We start from the raw sequence: 25,273 nt of genomic DNA, 5'->3' as shown, positions 1-25,273 counted from the left end.
CGATTTGAAAGGCGCCGATGGTTTTACCGAATCGTCAGCTTTTCAGAGAAAAGCATCTATGGCATAGTCGGCTCCGAATTGGATGGCGAATCAAGCCGGAATTGCGAGCGTCTCATGCCGCTGCCCGTGGCCTGCTGTCCGCGTGCTCGTGAGACGAACGATACCAATCGAAGCAACGCAACAGCGAGGGTCAACATCATGAATACTTCTGTCGGCGGCATTCGTCGTCTCGGCATGCGTGCGCTACTGGTCGACGACGAAATCGCGCAGGAAACCGCAACCGGGCGCGCGGTCCGCACGCTGAGCGCGGAGCTCGCGCAACGCGGTATCGACGTGCTGACGGCCACGTCCGCCGACGATGCCATCGTGCTGATCCGCTCCGATCCGTCAATCCAGTGCGTGCTGCTCGACTGGGATCTCGGCGTGGACGGCCACGGGCCGTCCGAGGCCGTGGTCGACGCGATCCGGCATCGCAACGGCAGCGTGCCGATCTTCCTGCTGGCCGATCGCAGCGTCGCGTCGTCGGTACCGGCCGCGGTGATGGGCAAGGTCGACGATTTCGTGTGGCTGCTCGAGGACACGGCCGACTTCATCGGCGGGCGCATTCACGCGTCGATCGAACGCTATCGCTCGACCGTCCTGCCGCCGATGTTCGGCGCGCTCGCGAAGTTCTCGCGCGTCTACGAATACTCGTGGCATACGCCCGGCCACACCGGCGGCACCGGCTTCCTGAAATCGCCGGTCGGCCGCGCGTTCTTCGAATACTTCGGCGAATCGCTGTTCCGCTCGGACCTGTCGATCTCGGTGGGCGAACTCGGCTCGCTGCTCGACCACTCGGGCCCGATCGGCGAAAGCGAGCGCTACGCGGCGCGCGTGTTCGGCGCGCATCGCACGTATCACGTGACGAACGGCTCGTCGACGTCGAACCGCATCATCCTGATGGCGAGCGTGAGCCGCGACCAGATCGCGCTGTGCGACCGCAATTGCCACAAGTCGGCCGAGCATGCGATGACGATGTCGGGCGCGATTCCGACCTACCTCGTGCCGACGCGTAACCGCTACGGGATCATCGGGCCGATCGCCGCGGAGCGCCTCACGCAGACGGCCATCCGCGAGGCGATCGCGTCGAACCCGCTCGCGGCCGGGCTGGCGGATCGCCAGCCGAAGCACGCGATCGTCACGAACTCGACATACGACGGCCTCTGCTACAACGTGACGCGTGTCGAGGAGCTGCTCGGCGCGAGCGTCGACCGGCTGCACTTCGACGAGGCGTGGTACGGCTACGCGCGTTTCAACCCGATCTACCGCGACCGTCATGCAATGCACGGCGACCCGCGCGACCATCATGCAGACCGGCCCACGGTGTTCGCGACGCAGTCGACGCACAAGCTGCTGACCGCGCTGTCGCAGGCGTCGTACATCCACGTGCGCGACGGCCGCAGCCCGATCCCGCACGGTCAGTTCAACGAAACGTTCATGATGCATGCGTCGACGTCGCCGAACTACGCGATCATCGCGTCGAACGACGTCGCGGCCGCGATGATGGACGGCCCCGGCGGCGCCGCGCTGACGCGCGAGTCGATCGAGGAGGCCGTCGCGTTCCGGCAGATGATCGCGCGGATGAACGGCGAATTCGGCGCGAAGGGCGACTGGTTCTTCGAGTGCTGGCAGCCCGACACCGTGCTGGAGGCGCGCACGGGCCGCACGCTGCCGTTCCACGATGCGCCGCCCGAACTGCTCGCGAGCGACCCGGCGTGCTGGGTGCTGCGCCCGGGCGCGCAATGGCACGGCTTCGGCAACGTCGAGGACGGCTACTGCATGCTCGATCCGATCAAGGTGTCGATCGTCACGCCGGGCGTCGCGCCGGCCGGCGGGCTGATGCCGGTCGGCATTCCCGCGAGCGTCGTCACCGCGTATCTCGATGCGCGCGGCATCGTCGTCGAGAAGACGACCGATTTCACGATCCTGTTCCTGTTCTCGATCGGCATCACGAAGGGCAAGTGGGGTTCGCTCGTCAGCGCGCTGTGCGATTTCAAGCGCGACTACGACGCGAACCTGCCGCTCGACCTGGCGATTCCGTCGCTCGCGAAGGCGCATGGCTCGCGCTATGCGGGCATGGGGCTGAAGGACCTGGCCGACACGATGTTCGCGGCGATGGAGCAGCTCGGCACGACGCGCCTGATGTCGGAGGCGTTCTCGATTCTGCCGAAGCCGGAGATGAGCCCGGTGCGCGCGTACGAGCATCTCGTGCAGGGCCGCATCGAGCAGGTGACGCTCGACGAGCTGGCCGGGCGCACGGTGGCCACCGGCGTCGTGCCGTATCCGCCGGGCATTCCGCTCCTGATGCCGGGCGAGAACGCGGGGCCGGCCGGCGGCCCGGTGCTCGGCTACCTGAAGGCGCTCGAAGCGTACGACCGGCGGTTCCCGGGGTTCGCGCACGACACGCACGGCGTGGAGGTCGAGGACGGCACGTACCGCGTGTATTGCCTGACGGCCTGAAGCCCTGAAGCCCGAGCGGGCGTACGAGCGACCGGCCGCGCGGCGGCCTCACATCGAAGGATCGACACCATGGAAAACGCAGCGCGCATGTCCGACGCGGCCCCGGCGGCCGCGCCGAAAAACCGGATGAACGTCTGGCAGCTCACCATCCTCACGGCGGTCAACATGATGGGCTCCGGCATCATCCTGCTGCCGTCGAAGCTCGCGCAGGTCGGCACGATCTCGCTGCTGTCGTGGATCGTCACGGCCGGCGGCTCGCTCGCGCTGGCCTATGCGTTCGCGCGCTGCGGGATGCTGAGCCGCAAGCCGGGCGGAATGGGCGGCTATGCGGAGTACGCGTTCGGCAAGGCCGGCAACTACATGGCGAACTACACGTACGGGCTGTCGCTCGTGATCGCCAACGTCGCGATCGGCGTCACGGCGGTCGGCTACGGCACCGTGCTGTTCGACGCGACGTTGTCGCCGCTGCAGACCGGCCTGTGGACGATCTTCCTGCTCGTGCTGACGACGGTCGCGAACTTCGGCGGCTCGCGCATCACCGGCCGGATCGGCGCGGTGACGGTGTGGGGCGTGATCATTCCGGTCGTCGTCGTGTCGCTGATCGGCTGGTTCTGGTTCAGCGGCGCGACCTGGGGCGCGGCGTGGGATCCGCACGGCATGCCGTTCGGGCCGGCGGTCGGCAGCTCGATCGCGGTGACGCTGTGGGCGTTCCTCGGGCTCGAATCCGCGTGCGCGAACTCGGACGCCGTGGAGAATCCGGAGCGCAACGTGCCGATCGCCGTGCTCGGCGGCACGATCGCGTCGGCGCTCTTCTACATCGTGTCGACCAACGTGATCGCGGGCATCGTGCCCAACGCGATCCTCGCGAAGTCGAATGCGCCGTTCGGCATCGCGTTCGCGACGATGTTCACGCCGACCGTCGGCACGATCGTCACCGCGCTGATGGTGATCGCGTGCGTCGGCTCGCTGCTCGGCTGGCAGTTCACGGTGGCGCAGGTGTTCAAGAGCTCGGCGGACGTCGGCTATTTCCTGCCGGTGTTCGCACGTGCAACGCGCACCGGCACGCCGATCGTCGGCATGGTGATCCTGCTGGTCGCGCAGGTCGCGCTGGCGCTGATGACGATCAGCCCGGAGCTGAGCAGCCAGTTCCAGAAGATCGTCGATCTCGCGGTCGTCACGAACCTCGTGCCGTACGTGATGTCGATGGCCGCGCTGATCACGATCCAGAAGGTCGCGAAGGTGCCGCCGGGCAAGGCGCTGGTGACGAACGTGATCGCGATGATCGCGACCGCGTACAGTTTCTATGCGCTGTTCAGCTCGGGCGAGCAGGCGCTGATGCTCGGCGGCCTGTGCGTGTTCCTCGGCTGGACGCTGTTCGGTTTCGTCAGCGCGCGCTTCTACCAGATGGAAGTCGATGCGCACGTGAAGGAGCCGGGGAAGTCGCTGCAGGCGTGACGGCTACCGGTCGTGCTTCACCAGTAACGGCGGAAGCGCCTTTTTCAGCAGATCGACGACGGCGCGCACGCGCGGCGGCAGCGGCCGCTGCGCGTGCACCAGCACGTTGAGCGCGAATTCGGGGATGTCGTAGTGCGGCAGCAGGCGGACGAGCCGGCCCTGCGCGAGCGCATCGGCGCACGCCGGGTACTGAACCACGCCGATGCCGCCGCCCGCCGCGATCGTGTCGAACATCGGGCGCCAGTGGCTGGTGGTCATGACCGTCCGGATGCGCGCGTATTCGACCGCGCTGCCGTCGCACTGAAGCGGCACCTGTTCGTTCGCGAATACGCCTTTCACGCGGATGAACGGATGGTTCGCGAGATCGGCCTTCATGTCGAGCGGGCCGTGCCGGTCGAGATACGACGGTGCGGCGACGAGCACGCGGCCGACCGCGCCGAGCGCATAGGCAACGAACCCGCCGTCGCCGAGCTGGCCGACCCGGATCGAAATGTCGACGCCCTCGGTGACCGGATCGACGATATCGTCGTTCAGCACCAGGTCGATGTGCAGTTTCGGAAATGCGGTGCGGATCTGCATCAGCACGCCCGGCATCACGACCTCGCCGAAACATTGCGGCGCCGCGAGCCGGATCGAGCCGTCGAGCGCATTCTCCGTCTTCGAGACCGATGCAACGGCCAGTTCGGCCGCTTCGAGCAGCGCCTTGCTGTGCTCGTAGAAGATGCGGCCTTCCTCCGTGCACGCGAGGGTGCGCGCACTGCGCATCAGCAGCCGCGTGCCGAGATGCTTTTCGAGTTTCTCGATGCGCTCGCTGACGGCCGGTTGGCCCATGTCGAGATCCCGCGCCGCGCCCGACATCGTGCCGCGCTCCACGACCCTGACGTAGATGCGCATCGTCGCCAACAAATCCATGAAGTCGCGCCTTTTGTCTTCCGGTCCGATTTTTACCGATCGACGGATGGTACCAAAGCGGCGGAAGGGCGACATGTGCGTCGTGCCGATACTGACTATCGGCCGGAGGGCGACCGGCGCCGTCGAAGCCGCGTGCGTTCGTCCACGCCGTGAGCGAAAATCGGTCTTCTTCCGCGCGACCGACAGGAGACCCGACATGACGCAACGGAGCGACGCCCCGCGGACGCACTGCGTCGCATGGCAGATCGTACAGACGTGGCAAGCGGCCGAATGGTGCCGGCTCGACGAGTCGCAAACGGGCATCGCGCTGTCGGGCGCGGTGGCGGGGGCGATCGACGGTGCGCCGTTTCGCATCGATTACGCGATCGCATGCGGGACCGACTGGCTCACGCGCTCGGCGCGCGTGACGCGATGGGCCGGTACGGCGCCGCCACGACAATGGGACATTGCCTGCGATGCCGGGCAGTGGACGATCGACGGCGTTGCTGCACCGATGCTTGCGGGCGCAACCGATATCGATCTCGGCTTCAGTCCGTCGACCAATACGCTGCCGATCCGGCGGCTGGCGCTTGCCGTCGGCGAGTCGGCCGCGATTCGCACCGCGTGGCTGAGGTTTCCGGATGTCGACATCGTGCGCGGCGAGCAGCGCTATACGCGCACCGCGCCGCACGTGTATCGCTACGAGAGCGGCACGTATGCGGCCGATATCGCGATCGACGACGCAGGCCTCGTCACCGACTACGACGAATGGCGACGCATCGGCGCGACGCCTGCGCCGTGACGCGCCGCATCGCGAATCGCGCGCCTGCACCGTGACGCTTCAACGCGCGCTCGCCACCGACAGCTTGCCCGGGATCAGCTTCAGCGTGCTGAACGCGTCGGCGATGCTCTGCTGGTACGCGACCGTCGCATCGGTGATCGGCTGCACGCCGTAGCCGGCGCGCTTGAGCGCGACTTCGAGCGTCGGCGCGTCGAGGCCGACGAGCGGCGACAGTTGCGCGGCCACGTCGGGCACGTGATCGCGCGCCCAGCGATCGACCGCGTCGACTTCGTCGAGCAGCGCGCGCACCACCTGCGGGTGCGCGGCCGCGTACTTGCGCGCCGCGAGGTAGTACTGCGTGTTGCGCACGAGCCCGTCGCCGTTCGCGATCGCGCGGGCGCCGAGCTGCCGTTCGGCGGCGGCCAGATACGGATCCCAGATCACCCACGCATCGACGCTGCGCTGCACGAACGCGGCGCGCGCGTCGGCCGGCGTCAGGTAGATCGGCTGGATGTCGGCATACGTGAGGCCCGCATGCTCGAGCGCCTTCACGAGCAGATAGTGGACGTTCGAGCCCTTGTTGAACGCGACCTTCTTGCCGCGCAGTTGCGCGACGGTGCGGATCGGCGAATCCGGCAGCACGACGATCGCCTCGCCCTGCGGTGCGGGCGGCTCGTTGCCGATGTAGACGAAATCGACGCCGCCGGCCTGCGCGAAGATCGGCGGGGTTTCGCCGACCGTGCCGACGTCGATCGCGCCGGCGTTCAGCCCTTCGAGCAGTTGCGGGCCCGCCGGGAATTCGAGCCATTGCACGGCGACGCCCTGGCTCGCGAGACGCTTCTCGAGCGTGCCGCGCGCCTTGAGCACGACGAAGTTGCCGTATTTCTGGAAGCCGATGCGCAATCGCGTGCCGCCGGCGTCGGCGCGTGCGGGCGCGGCCGCGAGCGGCCCGAGCGCGAGTCCGGCCAGCCCGACGGCCGCGCCGTGCAGCCATCGGCGGCGGTGCGGGTTCGCCGGGGTCGTTTCAAGGTCTGCGTGCGGTGTGTCGTTCATCGAGGCGTCCTGCTGGCGGGTTCACGGGGCGCGCGGGCATGGCGCGATCGGCACGGGACGCGGCCGGCCCGCGCCGGACTCGAGACGATACGACCATGCGGGACGGCGGCCAACCAATGAATCCGCATATGCAAATCAGCCGCCGGACGATACGTGAACGGCGACGCGGCAGGGCGCCGCGCGCTCAGGCGGTGACGAGCAGGCTTTCCTCGATCGAATCGACGCGGTCCGGATAGAACGCGAGGTGCCCGCGAATCGATTCGACGGCCGGATTCGGATGTTCGTACGTCCACACCGCATTGGTCGCGCGTTCGCCGCCGGCCGGAATCGAGTAGTACGCGCAATCGCCCTTGTACGGGCAGTAGGTCGCGTGATCGGTACGCTCGAGCAGCGACATGTCGGCATCCTCGCGCGGAATGTACAGCACCGCCGGATAGCTGGCCTCGCGCAGCACCAGTGCATGGCGCGTATCGGCGACGACCTTGCCGGCGACCTTCACGACCACGCGCGACGAGTGCGGTTCGATCAGGATCGGATGATCGGGGCCCGGCGACTTCACGGGACGAGACGGCGTATCGGGGTTGAGCGACATGCGTGGGTCCTCCAGGAAGGGCGGCGCACCCGCGGGCGCGCCGTGCCGGCATGCGTGCGCCGGCGGATTCCCGCGCACCGGTGCCGGCGTTGGCCAACCGATACGATGCGCCAATTCCGCGGAAGCTGCAGGGGGCCGGAAGGACGCCACGTACCCGTGGGCGGACGGCGCTGCGTCGTGACGCCGGGCCGGGCGTCGCGGCGGCGTTCGCGAGCATGTCCGCGGCGCTCGCATGGATATTTTCGTGCCGGGGCAGCGGGATGCATCCATGACGATAAGCAACGCGGAATTAATTGGTAAGCGATCGGCGGGATGCGCGCGAAGATCGACGGTCGTCATTCGCATGGCACTTCTTGCTTGCCTCTCTCACCATGAAGAATCCTTTCGTTTCGTCAGCCGCGCGCCGTACGCGCGGCGTATCGCATGCCGGCGCCGCGCTGCGCTGCATGGCCGCGTCGCTGCTGCTGGCCGGCGCCGTGCCGCACGCACTCGCGGCCCCCGCGGGCAAGACACTCGTGTACTGCTCCGAAGGCAGCCCGGCCGGCTTCGATCCCGGTCAGCATACGACGAGCACCGATTTCGATGCGAGCACGTACACGATCTACAACGGGCTCGTGCAATTCAAGCGCGGCACGCTCGATCTCGTCCCGTCGCTGGCGACGAGCTGGGACGTGTCGCCCGATCAGCGCACGATCACGTTCCACCTGCGGCGCGGCGTGAAATTCCAGACGACCGCGTGGTTCAAGCCGACTCGGCCGTTCCAGGCCGACGACGTCGTGTTCACGTTCCGCCGGATGCTCGACCCGAACGATCCGTTTCGCCAGGCCTATCCGGTCAGCTTCCCGTATTTCAGCGATCTCGGCTTCGACCGCAACATCGAGCGCATCGAGAAGGTCGACGACTATACGGTGCGCTTCGTGCTGAAGTCGCCCGACGTCGTCTTCGTGCGCAATCTCGCGATGGCGTTCGCGTCGGTGCTGTCGGCCGAATATGCGTCGCAGCTCGCCGCACGCCATCGCGAGTCGGACATCAACCAGTTCCCGGTCGGCACGGGGCCGTTCCTGCTGCGCACGTACCAGAAGGACGCGCTGATCCGCTACGACGCGAATCCCGACTACTGGAAACCGGACGACGTGAAGCTCGCGCGCCTCGTGTTCGCGATCACGCCCGATCCGGCCGCGCGGTTGCAGAAGCTCGTGGCCGGCGAGTGCCAGGTGTCGGTGTTTCCGCGGCCGGCCGATCTCGAGACGGTGCGGCGCGACCCGAAGCTGACGCTGTTCTCGGGGACGGGCTTCAACGTCGGCTTCGTCGCGTACAACACGCAGCATCCGCCGCTCGATCGCGTCGACGTGCGGCGCGCGCTCGACATCGCGATCGACAAGGCGGCGATCATCAAGACCGTGTTCAACGGCGACGCGACGATCGCGACGAACCCGATGCCGCCCGCGCAATGGTCGTACAACCCGCGCCTGAAGGACGCGCCGCGCGATCCGGCGGCCGCGAAGGCGCTGCTCGCGCAGGCCGGCTTTCCGAACGGCTTCGACCTGACGCTGTGGGCGATGCCCGTGCAGCGCCCGTACAACCCGAATGCCCAGCTGATGGCGCAACTGATCCAGCAGGACTGGGCGAAGATCGGCGTGCGCGCGAAGATCGTCAGCTACGAATGGGGCGAATACAACCGCCGCGCGAAACACGACGGGCAGCACGACGCGATCCTGTACGGCTGGTCGGGCGACAACGGCGACCCCGACAACTGGCTCGGCACGCTGCTCGGCTGCGAGGCGGTGCACGGCAGCAATCTCGCGAAATGGTGCAACAAGGACTTCGAGCAACTCGTGACGGCGGCGCGTTCGAATGCGGATGTCGCGAAGCGCACGGCGCTGTACGAGCAGGCGCAGGTGGTGTTCAAGGACCAGGTGCCGTTCACGCCGATCGCGACGTCGATCGTGTCGCTGCCGATTTCCAGGCGCGTACACGGGCTGACGTTCTCGCCGCTCGGCGGACACCGGTTCGACGGCGTGTGGCTCGATTGAGGGAGATGTCGACGGACGCGAGATGCGCGGTCGCACGGTCGACGTTCGGCGACGACGTACCGGATCTCGATATGGCGCGGCCGCGCTGAACGCGCGCCCGCGCTCCGCGAGGCGCCACTCAGGCCGCCACGTTCCGGATGGCGATCGACGCGACGTCGACGCGGCGCGGCAGGATCGCGTCCGCCGCCGCGCGATCGGCGACGCGCTGCAGTACGTCGATGTCGGCGTCGCTGAGGCTGCGCTGCGCGAGCGCGGCCCGCCGTGCGATATCGGTGGCCGCGTCGGGCGGCAGGCGCGTGAGCGACGCATAGACGCTCGCGTAGTCGGCCGGGTGCGCGAGCGCCCATTGGCCCGCGCGGGCGAGCCGCGCGAGCACGTCCGCGAGCGCCGCGCGCTTGCCGCGATCGTCGAGGGTTTCGACCGGCGACGTGAGGAACGCGAGCCCCGAATTGATGCCGCTGCCGTCGCGGACGATGCGCGCGCCGCGTCGCACCGCGTGCCCGTAGTACGGATCGAACGTGGCCCAGATGCCGATCCGCTTCGCCTCGAACGCGGCGAACGCGTCGACCGGCAGCACGAAGCGCACGTCGACGTCGCGCGGCGCGAGCCCGTGTTCGCGCAGCGCGCCGTACAACTGGTATTGCGAGATGCTGCCGCGCGCGGACGACACGACGACCGTTTGCCCTTTCAGGTCGGCCACCGTGCGCACCGGCGAGTCGGGCTGCACGACGATGCCGAGCGACGTCGGCGAGCCGACGCGCGTCGCGACGATCCGCAACGACGGATCGCCGAGCGCGGCCGTCAGGACGGGGAGGTCGCCGGCTGGCGCGAGATCGATCGCGCCCGCGCGCTGCGCTTCGAACAGCGGCGCGGCGCCCTGGAAGTTGGCCCAGCGGAACCGGTACGGCGTGCCGTCGAGCACGCGCGCCGCTTCGGCCAGCGCCCGCAGGCCGCCGGCCTGATCGCCGAGCACGAGCGTGACGCCCGACAGGTCGGCGCCGGCCGCGCGCGCGGGCAGCGCGAGGCCGCTCGCGAACGGCGCGGCGGCGAGGGCGGCAAGGCGCTGCAGCGTGCGGCGGCGTGCCGTGGCGAAAGAGTGGGTCATCGGCGGCGTGTCCTCGGTTCGGTGATCCGCGCGCGGGCGGCGCGGCTGCCGGGCAGATTACGGAATCGGTTTCCGGCCGACAAACATCGAATCGTGAAATGCATATTCGCGCGGCACGCCGTTTCGATCCGTCAGCCTTTCAGCGCATCGCGATCGACCTGCGCGTCGTGCAGATCGCGCGTGGCGTTGCGCAGCTTCGTTTGCTTGTCGGCGAGCTTGCGTTGCGCGTTGTTCAGCTTCCTTGCATCGCCGAGCGCTTCGGCTTCGCGGACGCGCGCCTGTGCGTCGCGTACCTCGTCTTCCGCGTGGCGCAGGTCGCGCGCCTTGTCGGTCAGCTTGCGTTCGGCGCGTGCGAGCTGGCCGGCATCCGTGCAGTTGGCCATGATCCGTTCGAGCGCGGCCTGCTGGCGCATCGCCTGTTGCGTGTTGCCGAACCGTTTCGCGTTGTCGATCTGCGTGTGCAGCGCGCGGATGCGTGTCGAGCAGTCCTGAGTACCGGCGAATGCGCTGGCGCTCGCGAATAGCGCGACCGGGACGGCCAGCGCGACGAGTGTGTTCTTCATGCGGATTTCCTCGATTCGATAAAGCGGCTACGGGCGTTCGCGATGCGACGTCCGCCGGCGCGCGTTCAACGCGTCATTCTGAAGACTCGGTGCAGCGAGGGTAAATAGGACCGGTCTGACATGCGGCGATCGAACGCGCGCTTCGGACCGGCTGCGGCGCCGGTCAGTGCGACTTCGTCGCGATGCGATGGATGCGTGCCGCCTGCGCGACGCGTGCCGGATGCGACGCATGGCAATGCGTGGCCGGTCCGCGGCGCGTGCGCCGGGCGGGCGCGAGCGGATCGGCGGCGGCCGGCGCGGTTGTCGGGATGTCCGTATCGGCTGCGGCAGCGGCGACTGCGGCGACCGCCGGCAGCGTCGCCTCGGCGTCGAGCCACGCGCGCGTCGCTTCGGCGATCAGTCCGCGCAGCCACCGACCGCCTTCCGCGCACGATCCGGCTTCGTTCCACGTCATCCGGTACACGATGTCCGGCGGCTCGGCCGGCAGCGCGACCGCGGCGAGCGGCAGCAGCTTCGCGTAGTGCCGCGCGAGCCGGTACGTGGTGGTGAGGATCAGGTCGGTGCGCACGAGCGCATGCGCGGCGAGCTCGAAGTGCGGCAGCGTGACGGCGATGCGCCGCTGCAGGCCCACGCGCTCGAGTTGCCGGTCGATCGCGCCGGACGCTTCCAGCCACGACGGCGTCGGGCACAGCTGCGGCGCCGCCGCGAATCCGGCGGCCGTCATCGCGCCGCTCCGCGCGAGCGGATGCGTCGCACGCATCAGGCACACGACGCGATCGTCGAACAGGTCGTCCTGCCGGAAGCGCGACCGGCGTGCGGGCCGGTTGTCGATCACGACGTCGAGTTCGCCGTCGGCCAGCGCGCGTTCGTCGTCGAATCCGTCGCCGAGCGGATGAAACACCAGTTGCGCGTTCGGCGCCCGCTCGCGAAACAGTGCGACGAGCTTCGGCACGAACAGCACGTTCAGGTAGTCGGGGCAGCCGATCCGGTAGGTGCGCACCGACGTGCGCGCGTCGAACGTCGGCTGCTGGATGCGGATGAAGTCGATCACGCGCAGCGCGTTGCGCAGCGGCTCGATCAGGCGCGCACCGAATTCGGTCGGCACCATCCCGTAGCGGCTGCGCACCAGCAGCGGATCGCCGAGCAGCGTGCGCAGGCGCTTGAGCGCGGCGCTCGTCGCCGGCTGCGACATGTTCAGGCGCACGGCCGCACGCGACACGGTGCGCTCGGTCAGCAGCACGAGCAGGATGCGCATCAGCCGTGCATCGAGCACGTCGAGCGCACCCACGGCGTCGGGCGCGTCGCGGGGCAGGACGGGCCGGTCTAGCGGGTCGCGCATGCCGATACGCGTCCCGGCGAGACGGGGCGTGCGCGCCGCACGGTAACCGGCCGGCGGCCCGTCATTTCGCGAAGGTTCCCGGCCAGCCGACGATCCGCTTCGGGCGCGGCGGCGCGTACGTGCGGACCTTCGACGTCTTCAGCTTCAGTCGCACCAGCGACTCGGCGAGCGCGACCGCCGCCGACACGCCGTCGACCACCGGCACGCCCGTGCATTCCTCGATCTGCCGATCGAGGCCGGCCATTCCGCCGCAGCCGAGGCAGATCACTTCCGCGCGATCGTCCCGCACCGCGCGCTGCGCCTCGCCGACGATCGATTCGATCGCGCGGGCCGGGTTCTCCTCGAGCTCGAGCACCGCGAGGCCGCTCGCGCGCACCGACGCGCAGCGCGCATCGAGCCCGGCGAGCTTCAGGCGATCCTCGATCAGCGGCACCGTGCGGTCGAGTGTCGTGACGACCGAGTAGCGATGGCCGAGCAGCATCGCGACGCTGGCGGCCGCTTCGGTGATGTCGACGACGGGCACCGTCAGCAGTTCCTGCAGCCCTTCGCGGCCGTGTTCGCCGTAGCCGGCCTGGATCACCGCATCGTACGGTTCGTCGTAGTTCAACACGCGATCCATCACGGCGATCGCCGCGAGGTAGCTCTCGAAGTTGCCTTCGATCGACTCCGCGCCGAAGCGCGGCGTCAGCCCGACGATCTCCGTGCCGGGCGACGCGGCGGCCTGCGCCTGCGCGGCGATCGCGTCGGTGATCGACTCGGTCGTGTTGACGTTGACTACCAGGATCCTCATCGTGACTCCGTATGCGTGTGTGTCAGTGTTGCGCGCAGGCGACCGCGATGTGTTCGCCCGAGCGCGCTTCGTAGTGCCGTTTGCGATCGGCCAGCAGCCAGTACACGCCGCCCGCGATCGCGGCGCCGAGCAGCCACGAGAACGGCGTCATCGCGCCGAAGGCCGGCACGACGGCGAGCGTGATCGAGATCAGCGCGGACGGCACGAGCGCCGCGAGCGCCTTGCGGTTCACGCCGCGCGTGTAGAAGTAGGCGCCGCTCGGCGCTTCGGTATAGAGCTCGGGCACGTTCACGCGCTGCTTGCGCACGAGCCAGTAGTCGACCGTGATGATCCCGTACAGCGGGCCGAGCAGCGCACCGAGGCCGGACAGGAAATAGACGATCACGATCGGGCTGTTGTACAGGTTCCACGGCAGGATCAGCACGGCGATCGTCGCGCTGATCAGGCCCGCGCGGCGGAACGACAGGCGGTGCGGCGCGAGGCTCGTCAGCACGAAGGCCGGCGCGACGAAGTTCGCCATGATGTTCACGGCCACCGTCACGATCAGGAACGCCAGGCAGCCGAGCACGAGGAACAGCTTGTTCGGCACCGTCGCGATGATTTCGGTCGGGCTGTGGATGATGTGGCCGTTCAGCTCGAACTGCGCGCCCGCGAGCACGAAACTGATCGTCGCGAACACGAGGATGTTGACCGGCAGGCCCCAGAAATTGCCGACGCGTACGGTCTTCGCGCTCGGCGACGAACGCGCGAAATCGCAGAAGTTGAGCACCAGCGTGCCGTAGATCGCGAGCCACAGCGAGCCGCCCGCGAAGATTTCCGTCCACATCTTCAGGCCGGTCATCGGCTTGCCGATCGACATCGCGAGATGGCCGCCGGTGCGACTGATCATCCATGCGGCGAGCGACAGCGTCGTGACGAGGATCACCGGGCCGGCGAGCCCTTCGTACTTGCGGACCGATTCCATCCCGTACGTGAGGATGCCGATCTGCACCAGCCAGATCGCGACGAACGTGATCCAGCCGAGCGTCGACAGCCCGAAGATCGCATTCCGGTCGAACGCGGCGAGGCCCGGCCAGATCGCGGTGAGCAGCACGCGCAGCACGACCGACGCGAGATAGGTCTGGATACCGAACCATGCGATCGCGATCACCGCGCGGATCATCGCGGGCAGCAGCGCGCCGTAGATGCCGAAGCTCATCCGGCTGATCACCGGGAACGGCACGCCGGTTTTCTGGCCCATGTAGCCGGTGAGGTTCATGAAGCAGTACACGAGCACCGCGCCGATCGCGAGCGACGCGAGCATCTGCCAGCCCGACAGGCCGAGCGCGAACAATCCGATCGCGAACGAGTAGTTCGCGATGTTGTGCACGTCGTTGGTCCATAGCGCGAAGATGCTGTAGCGGCCCCATGTGCGGCCTTCGGCCTTGGTCGGCGCGAGATCGGGATTGTGCAGCCGTGGGCTCAGCGCGGGATCGCGCGCGGCCGTGTCGTCTCGATGCGATGCGTCGTCCGCGCCGAGCCCGAGGCCCGTGCGGTGAATGGCTTCCAGTTGCACGCCGTTGTCTCCTTCCATGTGCGGGGCGCGAAACCGTGCCGCGGATGTGCGCAGCGCGGGCCGGGCCGCCGTGGACGTTATGTCTCGGATTTGTTCGCGAGTATGGGCGGCCGCCCCGGCGATGGGAAATTAAATATTCGGCTGGGCGTCATTCGAAAAATGAATGCGACGCGCGCGGCCGCGGCGGCGCGGGAAGGCACGCAAATTGCGGGTCGATGGGTTCCATCCACATCGACATCAGCGGAGGTGTCATGCAGCGATATTCATTTCGTCACGTATCGCGAGCCGTCTTCGCCGGCATCCTGATCGCGGGCCTGGCGGCAGGCGCGGGTTGCCAGAAGAAGGGAGACAACGGCGCAGCCAGTTCCGACTCGGGCGCAGCGAGCGGCATGTCGGCCGCGCCTTCGACCGCGCCCTCGGGCATGCCGAGCAGCGGGGCGGCCGGCAGCAGCGGCGATACCGGTGCAAGCATGCCGGGCGCGGCTTCCGGGCCGGCCGGCGCGAGCGGCGGCGGCTGACGCACGGTCGACGGTCGGGCGGGCGGCGCGCGAGCGTGCCGTCCGCCCGCGGGTGCCGTGCCGGCGGCACGCGCGCCGGATGGTGCGCGTGCGGAGCCGTGCGCATGAAAGATTTGCAAGGACCGTTGTAGCGATTTCCGGCCCGGCGGCGCTGGCACGATGCCGGCGCCCGTGGGCCGGCCAAGGAGGTGCGATGCAGAACGCGGAATCGAACCCTACCCCGGAAAAGCAGCGGGAACAGATCGAGAAAAGCCCGGTGAAGACGCCGGCGGCCGGCGACATGCCCGACGCGGCGACCCAGGCCGCGCAGGTCGCGCGGCGTCCGCTGACGCCGGAGGCGGTCGCCGGGAAAATGCCGACCGGCCTGCCGGCGATCGACGTCGACGCGCATGCGGTGGACAGCGGCGATCCGGTACGCCGTGCCGCCGGCCGGATCGTCACGCTCGACAACGCGAACATGGCGATGACCGACAACACGGTCGACGTCGACGGCAAGGGCATGGAGGCCCGCACCGGCGCGTCGGAGCTGCAGGACAACGTGATCTATTCGAACGCGTCGCTCGACGAAGCGATCGATACGCCCGACGAAGGGCTCGGCGGGATCGAGAGCCGGCCGTCCGGCAACATGCCGCAGATCGCGACGCGGCCGGGCTGGCGCGTGCGCCATGTCGGCGACGTCGATATCGAGCACGGCGACGGGACGCGCGCCGAGCACGTGATCAGCCTCGAACGGTCCGACGACTGATCCGGTATTCGACACCACGCGGCGGCCGTTGCATGTTGCACCGGCCGCCGCGACCGTTTCCGGCCCTTACTGCGGCCCCAGTTCCTGCGCAGACGTATCGGCGTCGTTGCCCTGCGCGACGAGCACGTGGATATCGTTCGGCGTCACGTCGCCGACCCCGCCCGACGGAATCGTCAGAAGCAGCCAGTCGGCGTTGTTGCCGATGCTGACCGGCGCGGTCTTCAGGATCGGCGACTTGCTGCCGGCCGTCGTGACGATCACCTGGTAGGTGCCGCCGTTCAGGTAGACCGAATCCTGCGTCGTCGCCGGCACGGCGTTCTGGTAGGCCGCGCCCGCCATCGTCGGGCTTTGCGTGGTGATGTCGGTGCCCGGCGGCACGACGTAGACGTCGACGTTCTGCGCATTCGGCGATGCGTTGAAGCTGCGCACGCGCGCCTTGTCCGACAGCAGCCCCTTGTCGTATGGATCGTCGACGACGGAGATCAGCGACGTCGTGCTCGGCAGCGCGATCGTCGTGTAGTGGTGACCGTTCGCCGCGCTGAACGATTGAGACGCGACGGTCGAGGTCGTGCCCGACACGTCGTAGCTCGCGGTCTGCGTGCCCGAATCGATGTCGTGATAGCGCGTCACGCCCTTGTATGCGACGCCCGACTGGTCGATCTTCGCATTCAGGTAGTAGTCGAGGTTCGGGCCGGCCGGCACCGCGTTGATGAAGCGCGCCTGCGGCTTCGAGATGCCGAGTACGGTCCCGGCGTCGTCGCCGCCGCCGCATGCTGCGAGCACGGAAATGACCGAGCACAGGGCCACTATCGTTCGTATTGATTTCATGTCGTCCTCTCGTTCAGGAAACCTGCATTGCGATGCGGGACCGCCGCGCAAAGCACCGCGCGGGTCGCAGCGCCGGTTGGAAGGAAGATGGCTGTCCGCCGGAGGGCGGGCGCGGGGATGACGCAATCGACGTGCCTGCGCGGCGCGAAAATCGGCGAACGGCGGCGGCGTGGCGGCGGGAAGCGCGCACGCGCCGGGAGGGCGGCGTGCGCGGAATGACGCGGGGGACGTTGGGGGCGGACCGCGCTAGCGGCGCGGTTGTAAAAAGGCAGTGTTGCGCGTGCGGCGCGAGGCGTCAGCGGTTCACGAGCCGGGCCGGATAGGCGAGCGCGAGTGCGCAGCCGACCAGCATGCACGCGGCGAAGCCGACCAGCCCTGCGCTTTGCGAATGGAACGTGTCGCGCAGCCAGCCGATGAAGTAGGTGCTGCCGAATCCGCCGAGGTTCGCGATCGAACACGCGAACGCGATGCCGCCGGCGGCGGCCGAGCCCTTCAGGAACGTCGACGGCAGCGCCCACACGACCGGCATCGCGGCGGCCGCGCCGGCGTTGATCAGCGAGAACAGCAGCACCGTGCCGAGCGTGCCGTGCGACGACGAAGCCGCGATCGCCAGCGCGACGGCCGACACCATGAACGGGACGACGATATGCCAGCGGCGCTCGCGCGCGCGATCGGAGCTGGCGCCGCAGTACAGCGTGGCGAGCACGGCGGCGGCGTTCGGGATCACCATCAGCCAGCCGATGTGATACGCGTCCTTCACGCCGGTGTCGCGCAGGATCGTCGGCAGCCAGAAGCTCACCGCATACAGGCCGAGCAGCACGCACAGATCGATCAGGCCGAGTGCCCACACCTTCGGATCGGAGAAGGCCTTGCCGAGCGCGTGGCTCTTGTTGCCGGCCGGATCGGCGTCGAGATTCGCGCGCAGCACCCGCTTCTCGTCGGTGTTCAGCCATTGCGCGGATTCGATGTCGTTGGGCAGCCAGCGCAGCACCGCGAAACCGAGCAGCACCGACGGCAGCGCTTCGAGCAGGAACAGCCACTGCCAGCCGCCGAGCCCGTGCACGCCGTCGAACGCACGCATGATCCAGCCGGAGATCGGGCTGCCGATCATGCTCGACAGCGGCAAGCCGACCATGAACAGCGCGACGATCCGTGCACGACGCGCATCGGGATACCACTGCGTCAGGTACAGCAGCACGCCCGGCAGGAAACCGGCTTCGGCGGCGCCGAGCAGGAAGCGCACGACGTAGAACTGCATCGGCGTGTGCACGAACATCGTCGCGCCGGACAACAGGCCCCACGTGATCATGATCCGCGCGATCCACAGCTTCGCGCCGACGCGCTGCAGCACCAGATTGCTTGGGACTTCGAACAGGATGTAGCCGGCGAAGAACAGGCCGGCGCCGAGGCCGTACACGGTGTCGCTGAACTTCAGCGCATCGAGCATCTGGAGCTTCGCGAGCCCGATGTTGATGCGGTCGAGATAGGCCGCGAAGTAACACAGGCAGAAGAGGGTGATGAGGCGCAGCGTGACCTTGCGATAGAGAGCGCCGTGCAGCGCGTCGTCGGCGGAAACGGCGGCGCTCGGGTGTGCGGTAGACATGGGACTGCCCCTGTTCGAATGTGACGGATGAATGGGTGGCTCGATCGACGCGAGCGGACGTTCCGCTGCGCACTGGAGTCTGTATATCACGTCAAATACATAGCGTACACACTAGAAAATACCGAATCGAACGGGCACGAATCCGATCGTCGTGTTGTCAGTATAAGACCGGGGAAAGCCGCGATTTAAAAGGGCTTATGGACGATATGAAGCATGCGCTGAAAAGGCTGGGGCACGCGTGCCGGTATGCACGAAATTCGTGCGTATGCACTCAAAATTGAAGCGTGTGCACGAAAGCCGGCAGCGGTGCGCGCAGGGTCCCGCGGCAGCCGCCGCGACGGTGCGCGGCCGGCCCGGCGCGCCGACGCGACGAGCGGGCGACCGCTGCGCTCGGCGACCGTCACGCGCAACCTGCATGCCAAGCTGCGAATCGTGATGCACCGCAATGACGCGATCGTTCTGCCGCCGGTTGCGCGGATTTGAGGGTGTACACTGCTTGTCTTTCATTTGCATGCGGGCGCGGGCCCGCACTCTCATGGCGTCTTCCAAGGATTCGTACGATTTTCACGATCAGGTCGGGCATCTGCTGCGCCGCGCGTATCAGCGGCACGTGTCGATTTTTCAGGAAGCGATCCCCGATTCGGATCTCACGGCCGCGCAGTTCGTGACGCTGTGCGCGGTCAAGGAACGACAGGCGTGCTCGCTGAACGACATCGTCAAGGCGACTGCGATCGATCAGGCGACGATTCGCGGCGTCGTCGAGCGCCTGAAGACGCGCGCGCTGATCGAGGTGTTGCCCGACCCGAACGACGGCCGCAAGCTGATCGTGCGCACGACCGCGGCCGGCCTCGCGCTGATCGATCGCACGGTGCCGTTCGCGCGGCAGGTGACGGAGCGCACGTACGGCACGCTCAATCCCGGCGAACGGGTCGCGCTGCAGTTCCTGCTGCGCAAGATGATGGAAGAAGACGGCGACGCGTGACGCGCGGCGCAGGCCACGCTACGTCGCGCCCGCCGTGGCCGATGCGCGGGCCGCGTCGGCGTTCATCAGCCGGCCGGCCTCGCGCAGCGCGGCGCGCACCGTTTCGGGCGTGAACGGCGGCGCGTAGAAGCGTACGCCGGTGGCATCGAACAGCGCGTTCGCGACCGCGGCCGGGCCCGGCACCGATGCCGATTCGCCGGCACCGAGCGGCGGTTCGCCTTGCCTCGGCATCAGCACGACATCGACGTCCGGCACTTCCGCGAACGTCAGGATCGGGTAGCTCGCCCATTCGCGCGACGCGACCTTGCCGTCGGCGAACCGCACGCGCTCCTTCAGCGTGCGGCTCAATACCTGGATCACGTTGCCGTGGATCTGGTGGCGCACGCCGTCCGGGTTGATCATCGTGCCCGTGTCCTGACCGACCGTCACACGTTCGATGCGGATCTCGCCCGACGCGCGGTCGACGCTCAGGTCGACGATCCAGGCCGACCACGCCGCGCCGAAGCCGGGGAAGCGGCTGTGCACGTAGCGCGCATACGCGATCCCGCGGCCGCGCACGAGCCGCGATTCGTCGCGTTCGTTCGGCGCGCGCGGCGCGCGCGTGGTCCATCCCGCGCGATCGGCCACCGCCTGCAGCAGCTCGGTCGCACGCGAGTCCTGCAGGTGGCGCAGCCGGAATGCGAGCGGATCGACGCCGGTCAGCGCCGCGCATTCGTCGACGAATGCATCGTGCGCGAACGAGTTCGGCAACGCCGACACGCCGCGCAGCCACGCTGCGCGCACCAGCGGCGCGAGATCCTCGCAGACGAAGCGACGATGCGGGCTCGCATACGGCGACACGGCCGTGCGGTCGCCCATCTCGAACACGCGCGGTTCGGGCGCGAGCGCGCCGGTCAGCAGCGCCGCGAGCAGCGGCGCGTCGTTCGACGGGTAGCGCGTCGTGAAGTCGTAGCCGAGCAGGCGGCCGTCGCGCGTGACGGTGCCCGTCACCTGCATCGACTGGCCTGCGCCTTTCGGTTCCCACAGATGCTCGTCCGTGCGCGACAACTGCACGCGCACCGGCCGGCCGACCGCGCGCGACAGCAGCAGCGCGTCGCCGCACACGTCGTCCGCGCCGTTGCGGCCGTAGCAGCCGGCCGCTTCCATCCGCACGACGTCGACGTCGGCTTCGTCGCGCGCGACGAGCGTCGCGAGGTCGTAGCGCAGCGACACGGGGTTCTGCGTGCCGGCCCACACGGTGATTCGCCCGTCGCCCGGTGCGCGGTAGTCGGCGAGCGCGCATGACGGGCCGATCGAGCCGTGCATCTGGAACGGCCACGTGTAGGTGCGCGACAGCGTGAGCGTGTCCGGTTCCGTTTGCGCGGCGTCGACGTCGCCTTCGTCGAGCAGTACGCGGCGTCTGGCCGGCGCGGCGGCGATCGCGGCGGCCGGCTCGTCGAGCGACGGCAGCTCGGGAAGCGGCCGCCACGTCACGCGCAACTGGCGCGCGGCGCGGATCGCCTGCTCCTCGCGCTCGGCCACCACGCCGACGAAATCGCCGATCGCGACGACGGCCACGAGCCCCGGCACGTCGGCCACCGACGCGCGATCGACGCCCACGAGCGACGTGCCGACGAACGGACCGCTGTCGTGGCCCGCGTACGGCGGCCGCACGACGCGGCCGTGCAGCATGCCCGGCACGCGCATGTCGTGCACGAACGTGAGCTGGCCGGTCGCTTTCGCGGGCAGGTCGACGCGCGGCGACGAGCGGCCGACGATACGGTATTGGGTCGGGTCCTTCGTGCGGGTGTTCGGGTCGAGCGTCAGCGCGATCCGCTGCCCGGCGACGAGCGCGGCGAACGTCATCGCCTGCCCATCGACTGAAATCGTTCCATCGTCGATGTTCAACTGCGCGGCGTCGACGCCGAGCTGCTCGGCCGCGAGCGCCAGCAGCGCGTGACGGGCCTGCGCGGCCGCGCAGCGCAGCGGCGTCGCGGAAATCTGGATCGTCGCGCTCGCGATGGTCGGGCCCTGGTTCGGTGTCGCGGCCGTGTCGCCGAGCACCATCGTCACGCGCGCGGCCGGCACGTCGAGCTCTTCGGCGACGATCTGCGCGAGCGACGTGCGGATACCGGTGCCGAGATCGACGTGCCCGTTGAACGCGAGGATGCGGCCGTCGTCGAGAATCGCGACGAAGATTTCGGGCAGCGCCGGCACGTAGGACGACAGGCTGCCCGGCTGACCGGGCGCCGGCTTCACGGGCGGCGCGGGCGGCCGGATCACGGTCAGGCAGCCGGTGCGCGCGAGCAGTTCGGAGCGGTTCACGGGGAGAGGTCCTGTCGAGGGGCGGCGCGGCCGGTGGGCGATCGCGTCGGGAAGCGTTCGGGCGGCGGCGCGCGTGGCGTCAATCTAGGTCGCCAAAAGCGCAGCGTCAATTGCGGGCGACACACGATGCACGCGCACTCGCGCCGCCCGCGATCCGTCGCGACTCAGCGCGCGCGGGCCTGGACGGCGTCGATCGCCGCGATCGCATCGTCGAGCGGCATCACGGCCGCATATTTCTGCTGCATGTCGAACAGGTTCGCGTCGTGCGGCGCGATCGCGCGATCGCCGACGCAATCGGCGAGCACGAGCGGGCGGAACCCGTGCGACATCGCATCGACGACGCTCGCGCGCACGCAGCCGCTCGTCACGGCGCCTGCGACGAGCAGCGTCTGCACCGCGCGCTGCGCGAGCCACGGCGCGAGCTGCGTGCCGAAGAACGCGGACGGCACGGTCTTGCGCACGACGAGTTCGCCGGGCGCGGGCGTGAGTTCGGGCACGATCGCGCTGTTCGGATGATGCTCGGTCAGCGTCGCCATGCCGGGCACTTTCAGCGAGAACACGTTGTCGTCGCTGCCGTCGTCCGCGTAGACGATGCGGCTGTGCGCGACCGGCCAGCCGCGTTCGCGCGCCAGCGCGAGCGCATGCGTCGTGCGCGCGATCGCCGGCGCGATGTTGCCGCCGCCGAACGTCGCGGGATCGGCGAAGCCGACCACGAAATCGACGATCAGCAGGCCGAGGTTGCCGTGCGGCGGCAGCGGCGTGCCGAAGCCCTGCTGGCGATACACGCTCGCTTCGGCGTGACGGGAAAGATCGTTCATGGTGTCGGGCACTCGTCGGTCAGGCGGGTTGATCGGTCACGCGGCCGTCGCGCACGACGGTCTCGCCGTCGAGCTCGACCGTGCAGCGGCGCAGCGGGATGTCGATGTGGCAGGTGGTCGTGCGGTTGCCGCCGCCTTCGTTGTTCGGGCCGAGCGAGAACAGGAAGTTGCCTTCGAACGCGCGCGCATCCATCCCGATCGTCGCCTCGCGGTCGTAGAGCCCGAGCGTCGACCAGCGTGCGCGCGGCTGCAGCCCCCAGCCGATGTGCGAGATCGCATAGCCTTCGGGGTCGGCGAACGTTTCCATGTAGTCGCGCAGCAGGTCGGCGTCGACGCCGCCTTCGATGCGCGTCGCGTAGCCGCCTTCGACGGTGAGCGCGATCGGCTCGCGCACGTAGTGCTTCTGCGGCAGCAGGATGTCGCCGCGATCGATCACGATCGTGCCGTGTGCGGCGCGATCGTTCGGGTAAGTCAGCGCGAAGCCGCTCGGCCAGTGGTCCCAGCGGCCCGGCGCGTCGACGAAGCCGTACTCGGCGGTCGGCGGAAACTCGCCGAGCGGGCATACGAGCGCGGTGCCGGCCGCCGAGTTCACGCGCATCTCGCGCGCGGCCGCGATCTTCTTCGATGCGGCGAGTACGCGTGTGCGGTCGGCCAGGGTCGGCACCATCCGCAAGAGCACTTCGGGCGGCTCGACCGCGAGCAGGATCTTCGTGCCCGATTTCAGGATGTCGTGTTGCTCCGGCGAGAACAGCAGCGTCATCAGGTCGAGCACGAGATCGCTCTCGCGCAGCGCGGCGATCGCGGCCTTGTTGCCGGTCAGCGGCGTCGTGCCGAGGTAGGCGAGCGGATCGCGGCTGAACGCCTTGTCGCCGTTGACGGGCGGCAGGTCGAGCCGGTTGACGATCGCGCCCAGCGATTGCGTCGCGATCAGCGCGCACGACAGCGTCTGCGGATGGGTGGCCGCGCTCGTCAGGATCGTGACGGTCTGGCCCGGTTCGAGGCGCGACAGCGTGAGGACCTGCTTCCACGCGTCGATCAGTTGGGTGTCGCTGACTGGCATCGTCGGCTCCGGTAAAGGCGTGAAGGAAATGGGCGGGCGCCGCACGCTCAGGCCGCGAGCGGCGCGCCGAGGAAATCGCCGAACGCCGCGTAGAAGCCCGCCGCGTTGTCCCACGGGATCATGTGGCCGGCATCCGGCACGCGCACGTGCCGCATCGACGGCGTCGCGCGCTGCAGTTCGGCGACGTCATCGTCGCGCACCACGTCGCCGCGCTCGGCCGTGATCAGCAGCGACGGCACGGCCAGTTGCGCGGCGTCAGCGTGGAAATCGTCGGTGTGGAAGCCTTCGTACGACATGCGCACCGCGCGCTCGTCGCAGGTATGTAGCCATTCGGCGCGCAACCGCAGTTCGGCATCGGTCCAGGTCGGGCAGAACGCGCGCATGCCTTTGGCGTCGGTGCCGGCGCGCGCAAGCGCCATGGAGTCGATGTACCACGGCAGCTTGCCCGGATAGTCGCGGCGGTTCGGGCCCGACACGGGTGGGTCGACGAGTACGACCGACGCGAGCCCGCGGATGCCGCGCCGGGCCGCGCGCGCGGCGATCCGCGCGCCCATCGAATGGCCGACGAGGCTCGTGCGCGGCAAGTCGAGCGCGGCGACGAACGCCGCGACGTCGTCCGCCTGCGCATCGAGGCTGTAGTCGAGCGCCGGCGATGCTTCCGACAGCCCGCGGCCGCGTACGTCGAGCACGTAGGTGTCGAATGCCGCGCCGAAGGTTTCTCCGACGAAGCCCCAGGTGATCGCGGGGCTCGTGATGCCTGGAATCAGCACGATCGCCGGGCGCGACGCGCGCGCGCCGGTCGCGCCGCCGTAGCGCAGGTAGTGCTGGCGGATGCCGTTGGCGCGGACGTTCGCGCCGTACAGGAAAGTCGAGGGCATGGGGCGTCTCCGAAGTGGCGGCGGCACTCAGTACGCGCCCGACAGCAGCGCGCCGGCGCCGGGCACGACCGGCTCGAGGTCGAGTTCGCGCAGCATCGCGTAGGTGGTCGCGATCGCGGCGGTGATCACCGGCTTGCCCGTCATCGCCTCGACCTTCGCGACGGCCGGCAGCGACGGCATCTGCACGCACGCGGACAGCACGATCGCATCGGCGTCCCGGTACGGCAGCGTTTTCACGATGTCGGGCAGGCGCGCCGGATCGTGACGGCCGACGTCGAGGTTGTCGGGGATTTCCAGCGCGCGGTAGGCGAGTACGTCGAAGCCTTCGTTGCGGATGTAGTCGACCACCAGCTCGGTGAGCGGCAGCATGTACGGCGCGACGACGACGATCCGCTTCGCGCCGATCACCTTCAGCGCGTCGACGAGTGCACCCGCGCTCGTCAGTACCGGCGCCTGCGCGCCGTTGTCGGCCGTGTGCTTCGTGAGGCGCGCCTGCGACACGCGGTGGTAGCCGTGCCCCATCGCCATGATCGCGACGAGGCACGCGTAGCCGAGCACGTCGACGCGCGCATCGCTCAGTTCCACCGCGCAGCGGTCGGATTCGGCATCCATCGCCGCGAGCTCTTCCTTGACGACCTTCTTCATCCGCATCCGGCTCGAGTGATACGTGAAGCGCTCGGGACGGATTGTTTCGCGCAGCCGCAGCATCGCGGGAATCTCGGTTTCCATCGTCGTGTTGGAACTCGGCACGATCTGGCCGATGCGGTAGGTCTTGCTCATGACGGGAGGCTCCGTGTCGGTGAGGGTGGGGCGGCTCGCGGGCGGGATCGCCGGATGTTGGGCAAAGTCTAGTGTGTACATTTGAAAATGGCAATGGATCA

At 68.7% G+C, this 25,273-nt stretch carries 22 protein-coding genes; 6 read left to right on the top strand and 16 right to left on the bottom strand.

Annotated features, from left to right (window positions below; translation table 11 throughout):
* Positions 1-198 precede the first annotated feature (198 nt).
* Both WT53_RS22305 and potE read left to right on the top strand, forming a co-directional pair.
* On the top strand, positions 199-2,499 hold the full coding sequence (locus WT53_RS22305) for an Orn/Lys/Arg decarboxylase N-terminal domain-containing protein (RefSeq protein ID WP_060261562.1): 2,301 nt from the start codon (positions 199-201) through the stop codon (positions 2,497-2,499).
* 69 nt (positions 2,500-2,568) lie between these two features.
* Positions 2,569-3,954: a putrescine-ornithine antiporter gene (gene potE, locus WT53_RS22300; RefSeq protein ID WP_060261559.1), complete on the top strand. Its 1,386-nt coding sequence runs from the start codon at positions 2,569-2,571 to the stop codon at positions 3,952-3,954.
* Positions 3,955-3,957: 3 nt separating this feature from the next.
* Here potE and WT53_RS22295 read toward each other — a convergent pair whose 3' ends face one another.
* Complete coding sequence (locus tag WT53_RS22295) at positions 3,958-4,866, bottom strand: LysR family transcriptional regulator (RefSeq protein ID WP_060261556.1); 909 nt, start codon at positions 4,864-4,866, stop codon at positions 3,958-3,960.
* A gap of 196 nt (positions 4,867-5,062) precedes the next feature.
* Here WT53_RS22295 and WT53_RS22290 point away from each other — a divergent pair, with 196 nt between their 5' ends.
* Positions 5,063-5,647, top strand: coding sequence for a putative glycolipid-binding domain-containing protein (locus tag WT53_RS22290; protein ID WP_060261553.1), 585 nt, complete (start codon positions 5,063-5,065; stop codon positions 5,645-5,647).
* A gap of 39 nt (positions 5,648-5,686) precedes the next feature.
* Here WT53_RS22290 and WT53_RS22285 read toward each other — a convergent pair whose 3' ends face one another.
* Both WT53_RS22285 and WT53_RS22280 read right to left on the bottom strand, forming a co-directional pair.
* The gene (locus tag WT53_RS22285; RefSeq protein WP_060261550.1) at positions 5,687-6,679 is read right to left on the bottom strand and encodes a sulfonate ABC transporter substrate-binding protein; all 993 of its coding nucleotides are present in this window, start codon (positions 6,677-6,679) and stop codon (positions 5,687-5,689) included.
* Between the two features lie 184 nt (positions 6,680-6,863).
* Positions 6,864-7,271, bottom strand: a complete 408-nt coding sequence (locus WT53_RS22280; protein ID WP_034205125.1) for a DUF427 domain-containing protein — start codon at positions 7,269-7,271, stop codon at positions 6,864-6,866.
* Positions 7,272-7,642: 371 nt separating this feature from the next.
* Between WT53_RS22280 and WT53_RS22275 the strand changes: the two genes are divergently transcribed.
* Positions 7,643-9,304, top strand: coding sequence for an ABC transporter substrate-binding protein (locus WT53_RS22275; RefSeq protein WP_060261546.1), 1,662 nt, complete (start codon positions 7,643-7,645; stop codon positions 9,302-9,304).
* A gap of 118 nt (positions 9,305-9,422) precedes the next feature.
* Here the strand turns inward: WT53_RS22275 and WT53_RS22270 are convergent, their stop codons facing one another.
* From WT53_RS22270 to WT53_RS22245, 6 genes are all read right to left on the bottom strand, one after another.
* Positions 9,423-10,409: an ABC transporter substrate-binding protein gene (locus tag WT53_RS22270; protein ID WP_060261542.1), complete on the bottom strand. Its 987-nt coding sequence runs from the start codon at positions 10,407-10,409 to the stop codon at positions 9,423-9,425.
* Between the two features lie 131 nt (positions 10,410-10,540).
* Positions 10,541-10,972, bottom strand: coding sequence for a DUF1090 family protein (locus WT53_RS22265; protein ID WP_034206222.1), 432 nt, complete (start codon positions 10,970-10,972; stop codon positions 10,541-10,543).
* Positions 10,973-11,135: 163 nt separating this feature from the next.
* Positions 11,136-12,311, bottom strand: coding sequence for a LysR family transcriptional regulator (locus WT53_RS22260; RefSeq protein ID WP_060261538.1), 1,176 nt, complete (start codon positions 12,309-12,311; stop codon positions 11,136-11,138).
* 61 nt (positions 12,312-12,372) lie between these two features.
* On the bottom strand, positions 12,373-13,101 hold the full coding sequence (locus WT53_RS22255) for an aspartate/glutamate racemase family protein (protein WP_059822711.1): 729 nt from the start codon (positions 13,099-13,101) through the stop codon (positions 12,373-12,375).
* 22 nt (positions 13,102-13,123) lie between these two features.
* Positions 13,124-14,674 carry an NCS1 family nucleobase:cation symporter-1 gene (locus WT53_RS22250; RefSeq protein WP_060261536.1) on the bottom strand — a complete coding sequence of 517 codons (1,551 nt, stop codon included), beginning with the start codon at positions 14,672-14,674 and terminating at the stop codon, positions 13,124-13,126.
* 253 nt (positions 14,675-14,927) lie between these two features.
* Positions 14,928-15,179, bottom strand: a complete 252-nt coding sequence (locus WT53_RS22245) for a hypothetical protein (protein ID WP_230624801.1) — start codon at positions 15,177-15,179, stop codon at positions 14,928-14,930.
* Between the two features lie 188 nt (positions 15,180-15,367).
* Here WT53_RS22245 and WT53_RS22240 point away from each other — a divergent pair, with 188 nt between their 5' ends.
* Positions 15,368-15,919 (top strand): DUF3005 domain-containing protein, encoded by a 552-nt coding sequence (locus tag WT53_RS22240; RefSeq protein ID WP_059837452.1) that lies wholly within the window; start codon positions 15,368-15,370, stop codon positions 15,917-15,919.
* 66 nt (positions 15,920-15,985) lie between these two features.
* On the opposite strand, the gene WT53_RS22235 is transcribed toward WT53_RS22240, so the two are convergent.
* Both WT53_RS22235 and WT53_RS22230 read right to left on the bottom strand, forming a co-directional pair.
* Positions 15,986-16,747 (bottom strand): DUF4397 domain-containing protein, encoded by a 762-nt coding sequence (locus WT53_RS22235; RefSeq protein ID WP_060261531.1) that lies wholly within the window; start codon positions 16,745-16,747, stop codon positions 15,986-15,988.
* 295 nt (positions 16,748-17,042) lie between these two features.
* Positions 17,043-18,350 carry an MFS transporter gene (locus WT53_RS22230; RefSeq protein WP_060261528.1) on the bottom strand — a complete coding sequence of 436 codons (1,308 nt, stop codon included), beginning with the start codon at positions 18,348-18,350 and terminating at the stop codon, positions 17,043-17,045.
* Positions 18,351-18,885: 535 nt separating this feature from the next.
* Here WT53_RS22230 and WT53_RS22225 point away from each other — a divergent pair.
* On the top strand, positions 18,886-19,332 hold the full coding sequence (locus WT53_RS22225) for a MarR family winged helix-turn-helix transcriptional regulator (protein ID WP_034205115.1): 447 nt from the start codon (positions 18,886-18,888) through the stop codon (positions 19,330-19,332).
* A gap of 18 nt (positions 19,333-19,350) precedes the next feature.
* On the opposite strand, the gene WT53_RS22220 is transcribed toward WT53_RS22225, so the two are convergent.
* The 5 genes from WT53_RS22220 to WT53_RS22200 form a co-directional block, all read right to left on the bottom strand.
* Positions 19,351-21,636, bottom strand: coding sequence for a xanthine dehydrogenase family protein molybdopterin-binding subunit (locus tag WT53_RS22220; protein WP_060261524.1), 2,286 nt, complete (start codon positions 21,634-21,636; stop codon positions 19,351-19,353).
* A 164-nt stretch (positions 21,637-21,800) separates the two neighbouring features.
* Positions 21,801-22,454 carry an isochorismatase family protein gene (locus WT53_RS22215; RefSeq protein WP_060261520.1) on the bottom strand — a complete coding sequence of 218 codons (654 nt, stop codon included), beginning with the start codon at positions 22,452-22,454 and terminating at the stop codon, positions 21,801-21,803.
* A 19-nt stretch (positions 22,455-22,473) separates the two neighbouring features.
* Positions 22,474-23,514: a hypothetical protein gene (locus WT53_RS22210; protein ID WP_060261516.1), complete on the bottom strand. Its 1,041-nt coding sequence runs from the start codon at positions 23,512-23,514 to the stop codon at positions 22,474-22,476.
* A 47-nt stretch (positions 23,515-23,561) separates the two neighbouring features.
* Complete coding sequence (locus WT53_RS22205) at positions 23,562-24,392, bottom strand: alpha/beta fold hydrolase (protein WP_060261513.1); 831 nt, start codon at positions 24,390-24,392, stop codon at positions 23,562-23,564.
* Between the two features lie 27 nt (positions 24,393-24,419).
* Positions 24,420-25,172 carry an Asp/Glu racemase gene (locus WT53_RS22200; RefSeq protein WP_034205111.1) on the bottom strand — a complete coding sequence of 251 codons (753 nt, stop codon included), beginning with the start codon at positions 25,170-25,172 and terminating at the stop codon, positions 24,420-24,422.
* Between the last annotated feature and the right edge of the window lie 101 nt (positions 25,173-25,273).

Source organism: Burkholderia sp. MSMB2157WGS, assembly GCF_001532755.1.
Classification (GTDB): domain Bacteria; phylum Pseudomonadota; class Gammaproteobacteria; order Burkholderiales; family Burkholderiaceae; genus Burkholderia.
This window is presented reverse-complemented; position numbering and strand designations above follow the sequence as displayed.